Consider the following 14,333-nt stretch of genomic DNA (forward strand, 5'->3'; position numbering starts at 1 on the left):
CATGGTGGTTCAGGAAACCGCCAAACTCTGGCTGCCATACCGATCCCACGATCAAGGATATGGATCGAGAGGAGACCCGATATGATGATTCGCAAGTCCATCCTGACAATGGCGCTGGCCGCCGCCACGATCACGGCCGTCATCCCGGCAACCGCCACCGCGCGTGATGGCGGTCCGCGCTGGAGCCGCTACGATAACGACAGGGGCTATTCGGATCGTCGCGGCTATCGTGGCCATCGCGATGATCGCGGCTATCGCTGCCGCAAGTCCGGGGGAACGACCGGTCTGCTGCTCGGCGGCGTGGCTGGTGCCCTTCTGGGCCGGGCGGTTGATACCCGTGGCGACCGTGCCCCCGGTACGATTATCGGTGCGGGCGCCGGTGCGCTTGCGGGTCGTGCCATCGACCGCAATTCGAAATGCTGACAGGTCAGGCGGGCCGCACCGTGATGGTGCGGCCCGCCTTGCTTTACTGGTTCAAAGCTGGCCCAGCATATAGTCGGCGGACGATAGCTTGAAATCGCCCGGCGCCTCGACATTCAGTTCCTGAACGACGCCATCCTTGACCAGCATGGAAAAACGCTGGCCGCGCTGGCCCATGCCGAACTTGCTGCCGTCCATTTCCAGGCCCAGCGCCTTGACGAAATCGCCATTGCCGTCGGCCAGCATGGTCACGCTGTCCTGCGCCCCGGCGGACTTGCCCCATGCACCCATGACGAAGGCGTCGTTGACGGCCGTGCAGGCGATTTCGTCCACGCCCTTGGCCTTCAGCGCACTCGCCTTGTCGACATAACCCGGCAGATGCTTGGCGGAGCAGGTGGGGGTGAAGGCGCCCGGCACGGAAAAGAGCGCAACGGTCTTGCCGGCGAAATAATCCTGGCTTTGCACTTGTTCCGGCCCGTTTTCGGTCATCTTGGTGAAGGTCGTTGCGGGAAGGGTGTCGCCCTTGGCAATGGTCATGCTGTCGCCTCCTATCAATCTGTAAGCGACTTATGCCGCCGCTGGCCAAGTCGGCGCTTTGCCGGCCTGTTTCAAGGGCGGATCTGCAATTTCCCCCAGACGCTCCGATCGCCGCTCCGATCGACGCTCCGCCCGATGCACGCGGCAGGCAGGCGTTGCCCGGCACGGGCAATGGATGTAGCCTGCATGGCATGGATAATCCGATATTCTACACCGGGCAGTTCCTGCTGGCGATGCCTGGCATTGGCGATATGCGTTTCGACCATTCGGTAATCGCCCTGTGCGCGCATGATGAAAATGGCGCGATGGGCATTGCGGTGGGGGAGGAACTGGAGGACGTCTCGCTCAGCGACCTGCTCGCCAATTTCGACATCGACCCTGGCGATATAGGGGATCAGCCCGTCCTGCGCGGCGGTCCGGTGGAGCCGCAGCGTGGTTTCGTCCTGCATTCGCTCGACTGGGGCGGGCAGAATATGATCCAGGTCGATGACCGATGGGGCCTGTCCGGCTCGATCGACATATTGCGCGCCATCGCCGAGGGGCGGGGGCCGCGTCGCTATCTCGTCGCGCTGGGCTATGCGGGCTGGGGACCGGGGCAGTTGGAGGCGGAAATGGCGCGCTACGGCTGGTTTACGACACCGGCGGATCCCGACCTGTTGTTCGACCCGCATACGCATCGCAAATGGGCCGGTGCCTTTGCCGCCGCGGGAATCGACACGGCAATGCTGGTCTCGGACGCCGGCTCCGCTTAACACATAAAGAAATCTTTATATTGGGTTGCACGGCTGTCCACGGGTTGGTATTGACGCGCATCGTTGCCGTTGCTCCGTTCGGAGTGCGGCGCTTCACGCACGCCTTTTTACGGAGAATATCCAGTGGCCACAGCCTCCGCCACCGCCGTCCAGGATTATGTAATCTCGGACATCAGCCTTGCCGCCTTTGGTCGCAAGGAAATGGACATCGCGGAAACCGAGATGCCGGGCCTGATGGCTCTGCGCAAGGAATTCGGCCCGTCGCAGCCGCTGAAGGGCGCACGGATCACCGGTTCGCTGCACATGACGATCCAGACCGCCGTCCTGATCGAGACGCTGACGGCGCTGGGCGCGCAGGTCCGCTGGGCCACCTGCAACATCTATTCGACGCAGGATCACGCCGCCGCCGCCATCGCCGCCTCGGGCGTGCCGGTGTTCGCGGTGAAGGGTGAGAGCCTTCAGGAATATTGGGATTATGTCGAGCGCATCTTCGACTGGCACAGCGACGAATCGGGCGTCTGCAACCTGATCCTCGACGATGGCGGCGACGCCACCATGTTCGCGCTGTGGGGCGCACGGGTCGAGGCGGGCGAAGAACTCTTCACGCCGACCAATGAAGAAGAGGAAATCTTCTGCGCCGTGCTGAAGCGCGTCCTGGCCGAGCGTCCCGGCTTCCTGACCAGGACGGTCGCCGCCATCAAGGGCGTGTCGGAAGAAACCACCACCGGCGTCCACCGCCTGTATGAGCTGGCCAAGAAGGGCAAGCTGCCCTTCCCGGCGATCAACGTGAACGACAGCGTCACCAAGTCGAAGTTCGACAATCTTTATGGTTGCAAGGAATCGCTGGTCGACGCGATCCGTCGCGGCACCGACGTCATGCTGGCGGGCAAGGTCGCCTGCGTCGCTGGCTTTGGTGATGTCGGCAAGGGTTCGGCCGCCTCGCTCCGCAATGGCGGCGCGCGCGTCCTCGTCACCGAAGTCGATCCGATCTGCGCGTTGCAGGCGGCGATGGAGGGCTATGAGGTCGTGACGATGGAAGACGCGGCCACCCGCGCCGACATCTTCGTCACCGCGACCGGCAATGCCGACGTGCTGACCGTCGATCATATGCGCGCGATGAAGAATATGGCGATCGTCTGCAACATCGGCCATTTCGACAGCGAAATCCAGATTGCGGGCCTGTCCAACATGAAGTGGACCGAGGTGAAACCGCAGGTCGACGAAGTCGAGTTCCCCGATGGCAAGAAGATCATCGTTCTGTCGAAGGGCCGTCTGGTCAATCTGGGCAACGCCACCGGCCACCCCAGCTTCGTCATGTCCGCCAGCTTCACCAACCAGACGCTGGCCCAGATCGAACTGTGGACCAAGAGCGAGACCTACGGCAATGACGTCTATGTCCTGCCCAAGCATCTGGACGAAAAGGTCGCCGAACTGCACCTGTCGAAGCTGGGCGTAAAGCTCACCCAGCTTACCCAGAAGCAGGCCGACTATATCGGCGTGCCGGTCGAAGGCCCGTTCAAGCCGGATCATTATCGCTACTGATCCGCGCCACAGTATCGGATGAAGAAGGGAGGGTTCGGCGTGAACCCTCCCTTCTTTGCGTTAAGCGCTTCACCATGGGAACGCTTTGGGTTAGTCCGGGGCCGATGTTGCCCTGTCCTTTTGCCAAATGATGACGATCACGCCCCTTGCCGCGCTTCTTCTGGGCGTCGTGCTGGCGCTGTGGCTGGGCGCATCCGTCTGGGCGCTGGTCACGGGCTTTTCGATGCGGCGGCAGGGCGCCCATGCACAGGGGCAACTGGACCGGCTGACCGCTATCCTTGAGTCCGCGCCCGCTATCGTCGCCGTCATCCGTCCCGATGGCCAGTTGGAGGTGGCGGACAGGCTCGCGGGCTGGCTGGGCAAGGATCGGGTGCCCAATTTCGCGTCCGAACTGGTTGCGCCCGATGGCGGGCTGGAGCCGGCCGATGCGGAAAGCCTGGCGCGCGACATTGCCGCCGCGCAGCGTGCGGGCAAGCCCTTTTCCCGGCCCGTCCATGCTGTCGGATCGGCCCGCCTGCTGCTGGTGCGCGGCGCGCCGGCCGGTGCAAGCATCGCGGGCGCAGGCAGCGTCATGCTCTGGCTGTTCGACGCGACGGAGAGCCAGTCGGAGATCAACGCCCTTCAGGGGCAGGTGGCGCAATTGCGCGAGGCTCTGGAAACGATTGCGGGCCTCATGGAATCCGCGCCGCTCCCGATCTGGCACCGTGGTCCCGACATGCGTCTCAGCCTGGTCAACAGCGCCTATGTGGAGGCAGTGGACGGCGGCGACGCGGCCAAGGTCATCGCCGAGGGGATTGAGCTGGTCGAGCCGGTCGAGGGGCTGACCCCCGCACGGGCTGCGGCGGCGGCCGCTGAGGACGGGCATCCGATCGAGCGGATGGTGCCCGCCACGATTGACGGCGAACGGCGCACCATGCGCGTCATCGACGTGCCCTTGGGCGCGGCGGGTGTGGCGGGCTTTGCCCTCGACCAGCATGAACTGGAGCAGGCGCGGGTCGAGCATCGCCGGTTTGAGGGCGCGCAACGCGACCTGCTCGATCGCCTGTCCGCCGGTGTCGCGCAGTTCGGCCCGGATCGCTCCTTACGTTTCTGGAACCAGCCCTTCATGAGCCTGTTCGCGCTGGAACAGATCCATCTGGCCGACGGCCCGGCGTTCGAGCGGGTGCTGGACCGGATGCGAGAGACGGGGCGTATTCCCGAACATCGCGATTTCCCCGCCTGGCGCGGTGAACGACGCGACTGGTTCCTGTCGCCCGACGCCAAGGAAGAAACCTGGCTGCTGGCGGACGGCGCGCATCTGCGGGTCTTTGCCCAGCCGCTGCCCGATGGTGGCCTGCTGCTGATCTTCGAGGATCGCACCGAGCAGGTGCAACTGTCGAGCGCACGGGATACGCTGCTGCGTGTCCGCACCGCGACCTTCGACAATCTGTTCGAGGCGATCGGAGTCTTCTCGCAAGACGGTCGATTGCATCTGTGGAACAGCCGCTTCCGTACCCTGTGGAATCTGGGTGAGGAGCAACTCGCCGCGCATCCCCGGATCGACGACCTGATGCGCCTCGTCCAGTCGCGCCTCGCCAAGCCGCATCAATCCAATCTGGTGCGCGAACTGGTCCGTGCAGCGACGGTCGAGCGCAAGCAGCGCGTCGGCCATGTCGGCTTTGCCGATGGCCGGACGTTCGAGTTTGCCGCCATTCCGCTGCCGGACGGCAACGCGCTTTTCACCATGCTGGACGTTACCGACAGCCGCCGCATCGAACAGGTGTTGCGTGACCGGAACGATGCGCTGGAACAGACCGACAAGATCAAGACCGCCTTCGTCACCAATATGAGCTATGAACTGCGCACGCCGCTGACCACGATCGCGGGTTTCGCCGAGATGATGAGCCATGGCTATGCCGGTGCGTTGAGTGACATGGCCAAGGATTATGTCGATGGCATCATGGAGAGCACGGGCCGCCTGTCGCAACTGATCGAGAATGTGCTGGACCTGACGCAGAGCGAGGCGGGCACCCTGCCGATCGAGAAGAAGCCGACTGACCTTGCCGATCTGGCGCGGTCCAGTGCGGGCCGGATCACGGCGGCGGCGAAGGAAAAGGGCATCGACTTCGCGATCGACCTGCAACCCTCGCTGGGCCGCGCCCATTGCGATGCGCGCAGGGTCGGTCAGGCGCTGGACCAGTTGCTCGACAACGCGCTGCGCTATTCCCCGCCGGGCGCGCGCATATTGTTGCATGGGGACGGGCAGGGGCCACGCGCCCGGTTGATCGTGTCGGACAATGGGCCGGGCATGTCCTCCACGCAACTGGCCGCGATCTTCGATCCTGCGATCCGGACCGAGCAGGCGCAGCGTGGCGAAAGCGCGGCGGTCGGCCTGCCGCTCGCCCGTCAGTTGGCCGAAGCGCATGGCGGCACGCTGAACCTTGTGTCGGAACCGGGGCAGGGGACGATGGCGATGCTGGACTTGCCCCGTGGCTGACGCAGCAGACGAACGCCTCTTGCCGGATGAAGCCGCGATGCTGGCGCTGGGCGGGCGAATCGCGGGACAGGCGCGAATGGGCGACGTGATCGCGCTGGAAGGCGGGCTGGGCGCGGGCAAGACGACGCTGGCGCGTGGCATCCTCGCGGGCCTTGGCCTTGCGGGTGAGGCACCCAGCCCCAGTTTCGCGATCGTTCAGCCCTATGACGTGCCGGAGGTCCGGCTGCCGGTCGCCCATGTCGACCTGTATCGGCTGGACGGGCGGGAGGAGACGCAGGAACTGGGGCTGGAAGAGTATCTGCTCGACAGCCTGCTGATCATCGAATGGCCCGACCGGCTGGGCGCTGGCCTGTGGGATCATGCCCTGCATCTGACCATAGACGATGACGAAACCGGCGGTCGGCGCTTGACAGCGCGGGTGCCGGACGGTTGGAGGGACAGATGGTCCCAGATATGATCCCGCCCGCAACCGCCCCCTTGTTTCTGGAACAGGCGGGATGGCCTCATGCCGCCATCGTGCCACTGGCGGGCGACGCTTCCTTCCGCCGTTATTTCCGGGTGATCGAGGGCGGTCGCCGTGCCGTGCTGATGGACGCGCCGCCCCCCACAGAGGATCCGCGCCCTTTCATCGCCATTGCCGAGCATCTGTGCCAGCAGGGCTTTGCCGCCCCCGCCATTCTCGCCCGCGACCTTAACGAAGGTCTGGTGCTGATCGAGGATTTCGGCGATCTGCGGCTCAAGGAATATCTGGAGGATCAGCCGGGCGAGGAATTGGCCGTCTACGCCCGCGCCATCGACCTGCTTGCCGACCTGCACCAGCGACCGGTGGCCGACGTGCCGCCCTATGATCGTGCCGTCTATCTGCGCGAGGCAGGATTGCTCACCGAATGGTACGCCCCCGCGACCGGCCTTGTCGTCGATGCACCGGCCTATGTCGCGGCATGGGAAGCGGTGCTGCCGCTGGTCGAGCAGGGCAGCGCGCCTGTCGTCACGGTGCTGCGCGACTATCATGCCGAAAATATCATGCTGATCGACCGGCCCGAAGCGAAGGGCTTCAATGCTCATGGTCTGGGCCTGCTGGATTTTCAGGACGCGCTGGCCGGACACCCCGCCTATGATCTCGTCTCGCTGCTTCAGGATGCGCGGCGCGACGTGCCAGCGGAAACGGAAGCGGCCATGCTGGCCCATTATAAGGCGGTGGCGACACCGGGCGCGGATTTCGACGCCGCTTATGCAATATTGGGCGCGCAACGGAACGCAAAGATCATCGGCATCTTCACCCGCCTGTGGAAGCGGGATGGGAAGGCGCGCTATTTGTCCTACATGCCGCGTATGTGGGGATTGCTGGAGCGCGATCTGGCGCATCCCGCCCTGGCGCCGGTGGCGGACTGGTTCGCCGCCAACATTCCCGCTGACAAGCGCCATGACGCGCTGGTCGCGTTCGCGCCCGAATGATCGATCCCCATATGATCGAGGCTGTATGATCGATAGGGCAATGCTGATGGCGGCGGGCCTGGGTAAACGGATGCGTCCGCTTACCGCGACCCGGCCCAAACCGCTGGTGAAGGTTGCGGGCAGGGCGCTGATGGACCATGCGCTGGCGCGGATGGAGGCAGGCGGCATCCGCCAGGTCGTGGTCAACGTCCATTATCTCGCCGACACGGTCGAAGCGCATCTGCGCGTGCGTAAGGGCGATACGCAGTTCCTGATCTCCGATGAGCGGGCGAAGCTGCTGGAAACGGGCGGCGGCCTGATGCGGGCAAAGCCGCTGCTGGGCGACGCGCCCTTTTTCTGCGCCAACAGCGATAATCTCTGGGTCGATGGCCCGCGTGAGACATTCGACATGATGCGTTCGCTCTGGGACGCGGACCGGATGGATGCGCTGCTGCTGCTGGTGCCGCTGGCGCGGGCGCAGTGCCACAGCGGTCAGGGCGATTTCCACATGGATGCCGCTGGCCGCCTGTCCCGGCGCAAACCCTCCCATGTCGCCCCCTTCGTCTTCACCGGCGTCCAGATCCTCTCGCCCAATTTGCTGGTCGATCCGCCGGGCGACGTTTTCTCGACCAATATCTTCTGGAACCGCGCCATGCAGGCCGGACGGCTCTATGGCGTGTCGCATCAGGGCCTGTGGTTCGATGTCGGCACGCCGCAGGCGATTCCGGTGGTTGAGGCGATGCTGGCGCATGGGTGATCGAAGCCGGCCTGCCGTCTATACGATCCCCGCGCATCGCGCCTTTGCCGACGCGCTCGCCACCGGGCTGATCGCCCAGCATGGCGGCGACCCCATGGCGCTGGCGCGGGGCATGATATTGCTGCCCAATAACCGCGCGGTCCGCGCCGTCAGCGATGCCTTCGTCCGCAAATCGAACGGTGGCTTGCTGCTGCCCCGGCTGGTGCCGATCGGCGACCCGGATCTGGGCGAGCGGCTGGGCAGCGCGCTCGACCCCATCGGCGCCGGGCCACAACTCCCGCCCGCCATCGACCCGATGCGCCGCCAGATGCTGCTCGCCCGCATGGTGCAGGAGGTGCGCGCCGCTCATGGCCAGCCAGTGGATGCGGGCGAAGCGATCCGTTTGGGGCAGGCATTGGCCACGGTGCTGGACCAGATGCAGGTGGAACGGGTGCCGGTATCGGCGCTCAAGCTGGACTTGCCAGAGGAGTTGTCCGCGCATTGGCAGCACTCGCTCGACCTGCTCAGGATATTGCTCGATCGCTGGCCGCAGTTACTGGACCAACGGGGCATGATCGACCTTGTCGACCGGCGCAACCGGCTGTTCGATCATATCGCCGCGCGCTGGGCGGATGCGCCGCCGCAGGGTTTTGTCGTGGCGGCGGGTGTCTCGACCACCGCGCCCGCCGTCGCCGGGTTGCTTTCCCGTATCGCCCATATGCCGCGCGGACAGGTCGTGTTCGCGGCGCTGGACCAAAATTTGTCGCAGGAGCAATGGGACGCGATCGGCCCGTTCGATCCCGATCCCGTGACGGGCCGCGCCCCTCCGCCCAACGAAACCCATCCCCAATATGCCCTGAAACGCCTGCTCGACATCATGAGCCTGACGCGCGACGATGTGGCGTCATGGAAATGGGGCAGCGAGCATGATGCCCGTGCCGTGCGGGGCCGCAACATCTCCAACGCCATGCTGCCGCCCCGGCTGACGGGAAGCTGGCGTAACCTGAAGACCGCCGATCGCTCCTTGAGCGGGGTCGAGGCGATCGAACTGGCGACCCCCGGTGAGGAAGCGCAGGTCATCGCCATCGCCCTGCGCGAAGCGCTGGAAACGCCGGAACGCACCGCTGCTTTGGTCACGCCAGACCGCCAGTTGGCGACCCGCGTGTCCGCGCATCTCAAGCGCTGGGGCATAGAGGCGGACGACAGCGCCGGGCAACCACTGTCCCATTTGCCGCCCGGAACGCTGCTGATCGCATTGGCAGAGGGGGTGGCGGAAAAGTTCGCGCCCGTCGCCTTGCTGGCGCTGCTCAAGCATCCGCTGGTGATGCGGGGTGAAGGGCGGCTTGCATGGCTGGAGGGGGTGCGGACCCTCGACCTGCTGCTGCGCGGCCCCCGGCCCCCTGCGGGCATCGTCGGGATCGACCTGCTGGTGGAGCCGCGTGAGGGGGAGGATCGACAGGATCGGCTCCGCGCGCAGGTGCGCGGCTGGTGGCCGCAGGCGCGTGCGCTGCTGGCGCCGCTGGAGATGGACTTCGCCAATGCCCGCGACCTTGCGGCCCAGATTGCCGCGCTGCGCGATCATGCAGGCGCGCTCAGTGGCGACATGGTCTGGGCCGGGCATCAGGGCCATGCCGCCGCCGCGCTGATCGGCGATGTGGAGGCGGCAGCGCATGAAGGGCCAAAGGATGCCGACATCCGCGCGCTGCCTGCGCTGCTCGACCATCTGCTGGGTGCGCAGGCCGTGCGACCGCCGCAGGGCGGGCATCCCCGCATTTCCATTCTGGGCCTGATCGAAGCGCAGTTGATGCAGGCGGACCTGATGATCCTTGCGGGCCTTAACGAAGGCACATGGCCCGGCCTGTCCGCGCCCGACCCGTGGCTGGCTCCGCGCATCCGCCGCGAACTGGGCTTGCCGGGGCTGGAGACGCGGATCGGCCTTGCCGCCCATGACTTTGCGAGCGCTTTGGGCGCACCAAAAATACTTATCACCCGCGCGCGTCGCGGCACGAGCGGTCCGGCGGTCGCCTCGCGCTTCTGGCTACGTTTGCGTGCGATGAGCGGGCCGCAATGGACGCAGGCGGAGCGCTACGCCGCTTTCGCCCAGTCGCTCGACGATCCGGGCGTGCATGCGCCCGCCAGCCGCCCCGCGCCCCGGCCACCGGTCTCGGCCCGCCCCCGCCTGATCCCCGTCACCGACGTCGACCGGCTAAAGGCTGATCCCTATGCTTTCTACGCCAAACGGCTGCTCCGCCTCGCGCGGCTCGACCCGATCGACGCCGATCCCAGCGCCGCGTGGCGCGGCACGGCGGTGCATGAAATCCTGCAACATTGGGGCGAGGCGGGCGTGCTGGACCCTGCCGACCTTGAACGGCGCGCCATCGCCATGTTCGCCCGCGCCGACGCCCACCCCTTGCTCCGCGCGCTCTGGCAGCCACGTCTGCTGGAAGCGATCCGCTGGATCGCCGCAGAGGTCGCCGCCGACCGCGTCGAAGGCCGCACCATATTGCTGGTCGAACAGGAAGGGCGGGCGGAGATTGCCGGGGTGACGCTCACCGGAAAGGCCGACCGCATCGACCGGATGCCCGACGGAAAACTCGCCATCGTCGACTACAAGACCGGCAAGCCCCCCAGCGCGCGGGCGGTCAAGGCGGGCTATTCCCTACAGCTCGGCCTGCTGGGCCTGATCGCCGAATCCAACAACGGCTTCAAACCCCTCGACGGCGTCCAGATCACCGACCGTTTCGAATATTGGTCCCTCGCCAAAAAGGGCGACCAGTTCGGCTATCGCGAAAGCCCCGTCGACCCCGCAGGAAAACGCGACAAGATCATCAGCGCCGACTTCACCGCCTTCGTCTATGAACAGTTCACACAAGCCGCTGGCAATTGGCTGACCGGCGATGCGCCCTTCCGCGCCGAGATCAACCCCGAGGTCGCCAGCTATGGCGACTATGACCAATTGATGCGGCTGGAGGAATGGTATGGCCGCAGCGACTGATGCGCCCTCCGCCCTGAAGCCTCTTGCCGGGGCGCAGGCAATCGCCGCTGCGCCCGACGGTCATGTCTGGCTCTCCGCCTCTGCGGGCACCGGCAAGACCCATGTGTTGACCGCGCGCGTTTTTCGCCTGCTGCTAAATGGCGTGCGGCCGGAAAATATCCTGTGCCTCACCTTCACCAAGGCTGGGGCGGCGGAGATGGCCGACCGTATCCATGAGCGGCTGGCACTGTGGGTGCAAATGCCTGATCCCGCGCTGTTCGCCGATCTGGAGGCACTCGGCGAAGATGCGGGGCCAGAGGCGCGCGAACGGGCGCGGCGACTATTTGCCGAAGTGCTGGAATCGACCGGCGGTGGCCTGCGAATCCAGACAATCCACAGCTTCTGCCAGCAATTGCTCGCCTCATTCCCGCTAGAGGCGGGGCTGGTGCCCGGCTTCCGCCCGCTCGACGACCGGGAGCAAGGGGCGCTCGCCCGCCAGACGCTGGCTGATCTGGTGATCGAGGCGGAAGCGCGGGGCGACAAAGCCCTGATCGCGGCGATGCAGGCGTTGAGCCTGCGATTGGGCGAGGGTGGGGCGGAGGCTTTCCTGCTGCGTTGTGCCCGCGCCCATGATGCGCTGGCGGCGCTGCCCGCCGATCTGGAGCAATGGGCGGCGGCCATGCTGCATCTGCCGGAGGGGGATATCGACACGCATATTGTCGCCCAGTGTGGCGATGATGTTTTCGACATGCAGACGCTGGCATGGATCGCCAACGCCAATGCCCAATGGGGAACAGGCCGCGCGCTGGAGCGGTGCGATCGCATTGCGCGCTGGCGGGCGATGGACGCGGCGGGGCGGGCGGCGACGCTGGCGGACTTGCACGGGGCATGGGCCAGGAGCGACGGCGAACTGCTTTCCGTCGCGAAGGGCTGGGCGCCGCAGGTCGACGGCTATGCCGATGCGATCGCGCGCCTGCATGGCCGCTGCGCCGAATTGCTGGGACTGAAGGTACGGGCGGCTTATGCGGCACAATTGGCGCAGGGGCTGCATGCCGGGCGCGCCTATGCCGCAGCCTATGCACAGGCGAAGCGGCTGGCCGGGGCGGTCGATTTCGACGACCTGATCGCGCGGGCCGTCTCTCTGCTGCTGGAAGCGGGCATGGGGGAGTGGATTCGCTACAAGCTGGATCAGCGGATCGACCATATATTGGTGGACGAGGCGCAGGACACCAACGTCCGGCAATGGCAGATCGTTGGCGCTATCACCGCCGAGTTCTTCGCAGGCGAAGGCGCGCATGGCGACGCCATGCGAACATTGTTCGCGGTCGGTGATTTCAAGCAGGCGATTTTTGGCTTTCAGGGCACCAGCCCGCAGGCATTCGCCGCCGCGCAGTTGGCGTTCCGCAATCATGCAGAAGGTGTCGATCAGCTATTCCACGATCTCTCCCTCGACCGTAGTTTCCGCTCGACCCCCGCCGTGCTGGAGGTGGTTGACCAGACCATCGCCGTGCTGACGGGGGAGCGGCTGGGACTGGTAGGGCAGTCGGTCCACCATATCAGCGCCAACCGCTTCCCCGGTGAGGTTGAATTGTGGAAGCCCATCGTGTCGGGCGAGGCAAGCGGCGCAGCGGGCGAGGAGGATTGGGCTGACGATCAGGAGCGTGTCCTTGCCACGAAGATCGCCCAACAGATAAAGGCGTGGATCGATAGCGGACTGATGCTGGAGAGCAAGGGGCGCCCCGTTGGTCCCGGCGACATCATGATATTGGTCCGGCGGCGTAGTGAACTCGCCCGGCTGATCGTCGCGCGGCTGTACGAAGAAGGAGTCGCTGTCGCGGGGATCGACCGGCTGCGGCTGAATGCGCCGCTGGCAGTGCAGGACCTGTTGACGGCATTGCGCTTTGCAGTGCAGCCGGAGGATGACCTCAATCTCGCCAACCTGCTGGTGTCGCCGCTGATCGGATGGACGCAGGAAGAGTTGATGGCGCGGTTGCTGGGGCGCAAGGACGGCCTGTGGCGGCATTTGCAGGCGACGCAGGACGGCACGACGCTGGAACCGCTGAGGGCGCTACTGGGCCGCGCGGATTTCACCACGCCCTATCGCTATCTGGAGGAAATCGTGTCGGGACCGATGGATGGACGGCGCAAGCTGATCCATCGGCTGGGCATTCAGGCGCGCGATCCGATCGAGGAACTGCTGAACGCCGCCCTGGCGTTCGAGAGTGACGACCGCCCCTCGCTTCAGCGTTTCATCGACTGGTTCGACCGGGGAGACGTGGAAATCGTGCGCGACGCCGCCGCGCAGGTCGATGCCGTCCGGCTGCTGACCGTGCATGGTGCAAAGGGGTTGCAGGCGCCCATCGTCATCCTGGCGGACGCGGCGATCGATCCGGATGCGGGCAATCGCAGTGCCAAGCTGAGTTTCGAGGGCGTGCCGATCCTCTCGCCCCGCAAGGCGGAGGTTGGCGGCGAAATCACGGCCTTGGTCGAGGAGGTCGCCCGCTCTGATCGCGAGGAGCATTGGCGGCTGCTCTATGTCGCGTTGACGCGGGCCGAGGAGCGGCTGGTGGTTGCCGGGTCGCTGGGGTCAAGGGCGCAGGGGCAGGTGAAGTCTGAAAGCTGGTTCGCGGCAGTCGAGGCGGCATTGATCGCGCTGGGCGCGGAATGGCAGGAAGCGCCGATCTGGGGCGAGCGTCGCACATGGCGAGGGCGTGAAGTGCTGCCGTCGAGGGCCATGGGATCGACGCAGGCGGTGGCGCGGGCGGCTATGATCGCGCCGCCCTGGCTGCGCGCACCTGCACCCGCCGAAGCACGCCCACCCCGTCCGCTCGCGCCTTCCGCGCCGGTCGAGGATGATGTGCCCGACCCACCGCCAACCCCGGGGATGCGGCAGGCGGCCGAGCGCGGTCGCTGGCTCCATGCGCTGTTCGAGCGACTGCCTGCGGTTGTGCCGACCGACCGGCGTGCCGCTGCGGACGCATGGCTACGGGTAAGTGGCGGCGTGCCGGATGCGGGTGAACGGGCCGCGATCATCGATCATGCGCTCGGCGTGATCGAGGCGCCGGATTTCGCGGCCCTGTTCGCGCCTGATGCGCTGGCCGAAGCCCCCGTTGCAGCCGTGGTGGGCGAAGCGGTGATCGCGGGCACCGTCGATCGCCTTTGCGTGGGCGAGAGTCATGTGCAGGTGTTGGATTTCAAGACCGGGCGGGCCGTGCCAGCGGATGCCGGGCATGTGCCGATCCCGCATTTGCGGCAGATGGCGGCCTATGTGGCGGCGCTGGAGGTGATCTTTCCGGGACGGCGGGTGGAGGCGGCTTTGCTCTATACCAGTGCGCCCCGTCTGATCGTTTTGCCCAACGATCTTCTGACACCGCACAAGCCCGGCTTTGCCGCCACGCAGGACAATTTGTCGGGCGGGGGCGTTGAGCCAGACCACTTACTTCCCTAAATAACATAGCAACG

The 14,333-nt window shown here is 65.9% G+C and carries 10 protein-coding genes; 9 read left to right on the forward strand and 1 reads right to left on the reverse strand.

Features of this window, described 5'->3' with window-relative positions:
• Window positions 1-81: 81 nt before the first annotated feature.
• Window positions 82-423: a glycine zipper 2TM domain-containing protein gene (locus WFR25_RS11115; protein ID WP_336970944.1), complete on the forward strand. Its 342-nt coding sequence runs from the start codon at window positions 82-84 to the stop codon at window positions 421-423.
• Between the two features lie 51 nt (window positions 424-474).
• Here the strand turns inward: WFR25_RS11115 and WFR25_RS11120 are convergent, their stop codons facing one another.
• Window positions 475-957, reverse strand: coding sequence for a peroxiredoxin (locus WFR25_RS11120; RefSeq protein WP_336970945.1), 483 nt, complete (start codon window positions 955-957; stop codon window positions 475-477).
• A gap of 191 nt (window positions 958-1,148) precedes the next feature.
• On the opposite strand from WFR25_RS11120, the gene WFR25_RS11125 reads away from it, so the two are divergent.
• From WFR25_RS11125 to addA, 8 genes are all read left to right on the forward strand, one after another.
• Window positions 1,149-1,709 carry a YqgE/AlgH family protein gene (locus WFR25_RS11125; RefSeq protein ID WP_336970947.1) on the forward strand — a complete coding sequence of 187 codons (561 nt, stop codon included), beginning with the start codon at window positions 1,149-1,151 and terminating at the stop codon, window positions 1,707-1,709.
• Window positions 1,710-1,832: 123 nt separating this feature from the next.
• Window positions 1,833-3,251, forward strand: a complete 1,419-nt coding sequence (gene ahcY, locus WFR25_RS11130) for an adenosylhomocysteinase (RefSeq protein WP_336970949.1) — start codon at window positions 1,833-1,835, stop codon at window positions 3,249-3,251.
• 130 nt (window positions 3,252-3,381) lie between these two features.
• The gene (locus WFR25_RS11135; RefSeq protein ID WP_336974863.1) at window positions 3,382-5,727 is read left to right on the forward strand and encodes a PAS domain-containing sensor histidine kinase; all 2,346 of its coding nucleotides are present in this window, start codon (window positions 3,382-3,384) and stop codon (window positions 5,725-5,727) included.
• Window positions 5,720-6,184 (forward strand): tRNA (adenosine(37)-N6)-threonylcarbamoyltransferase complex ATPase subunit type 1 TsaE, encoded by a 465-nt coding sequence (tsaE, locus tag WFR25_RS11140; protein ID WP_336970951.1) that lies wholly within the window; start codon window positions 5,720-5,722, stop codon window positions 6,182-6,184. The genes WFR25_RS11135 and tsaE overlap by 8 nt, the downstream gene beginning before the upstream one ends.
• Window positions 6,181-7,182 (forward strand): aminoglycoside phosphotransferase family protein, encoded by a 1,002-nt coding sequence (locus WFR25_RS11145; RefSeq protein WP_336974865.1) that lies wholly within the window; start codon window positions 6,181-6,183, stop codon window positions 7,180-7,182. Before tsaE ends, WFR25_RS11145 begins: the two co-directional genes overlap by 4 nt.
• A 25-nt stretch (window positions 7,183-7,207) precedes the next feature.
• On the forward strand, window positions 7,208-7,918 hold the full coding sequence (locus tag WFR25_RS11150; protein WP_336970953.1) for a nucleotidyltransferase family protein: 711 nt from the start codon (window positions 7,208-7,210) through the stop codon (window positions 7,916-7,918).
• Complete coding sequence (gene addB, locus WFR25_RS11155) at window positions 7,911-10,892, forward strand: double-strand break repair protein AddB (RefSeq protein WP_336970954.1); 2,982 nt, start codon at window positions 7,911-7,913, stop codon at window positions 10,890-10,892. The genes WFR25_RS11150 and addB overlap by 8 nt, the downstream gene beginning before the upstream one ends.
• Complete coding sequence (gene addA, locus WFR25_RS11160; RefSeq protein WP_336970956.1) at window positions 10,876-14,319, forward strand: double-strand break repair helicase AddA; 3,444 nt, start codon at window positions 10,876-10,878, stop codon at window positions 14,317-14,319. Before addB ends, addA begins: the two co-directional genes overlap by 17 nt.
• Window positions 14,320-14,333 lie beyond the last annotated feature (14 nt).

It is taken from the genome of Sphingobium aromaticiconvertens, from assembly GCF_037154075.1.
Taxonomy (GTDB): domain Bacteria; phylum Pseudomonadota; class Alphaproteobacteria; order Sphingomonadales; family Sphingomonadaceae; genus Sphingobium; species Sphingobium aromaticiconvertens.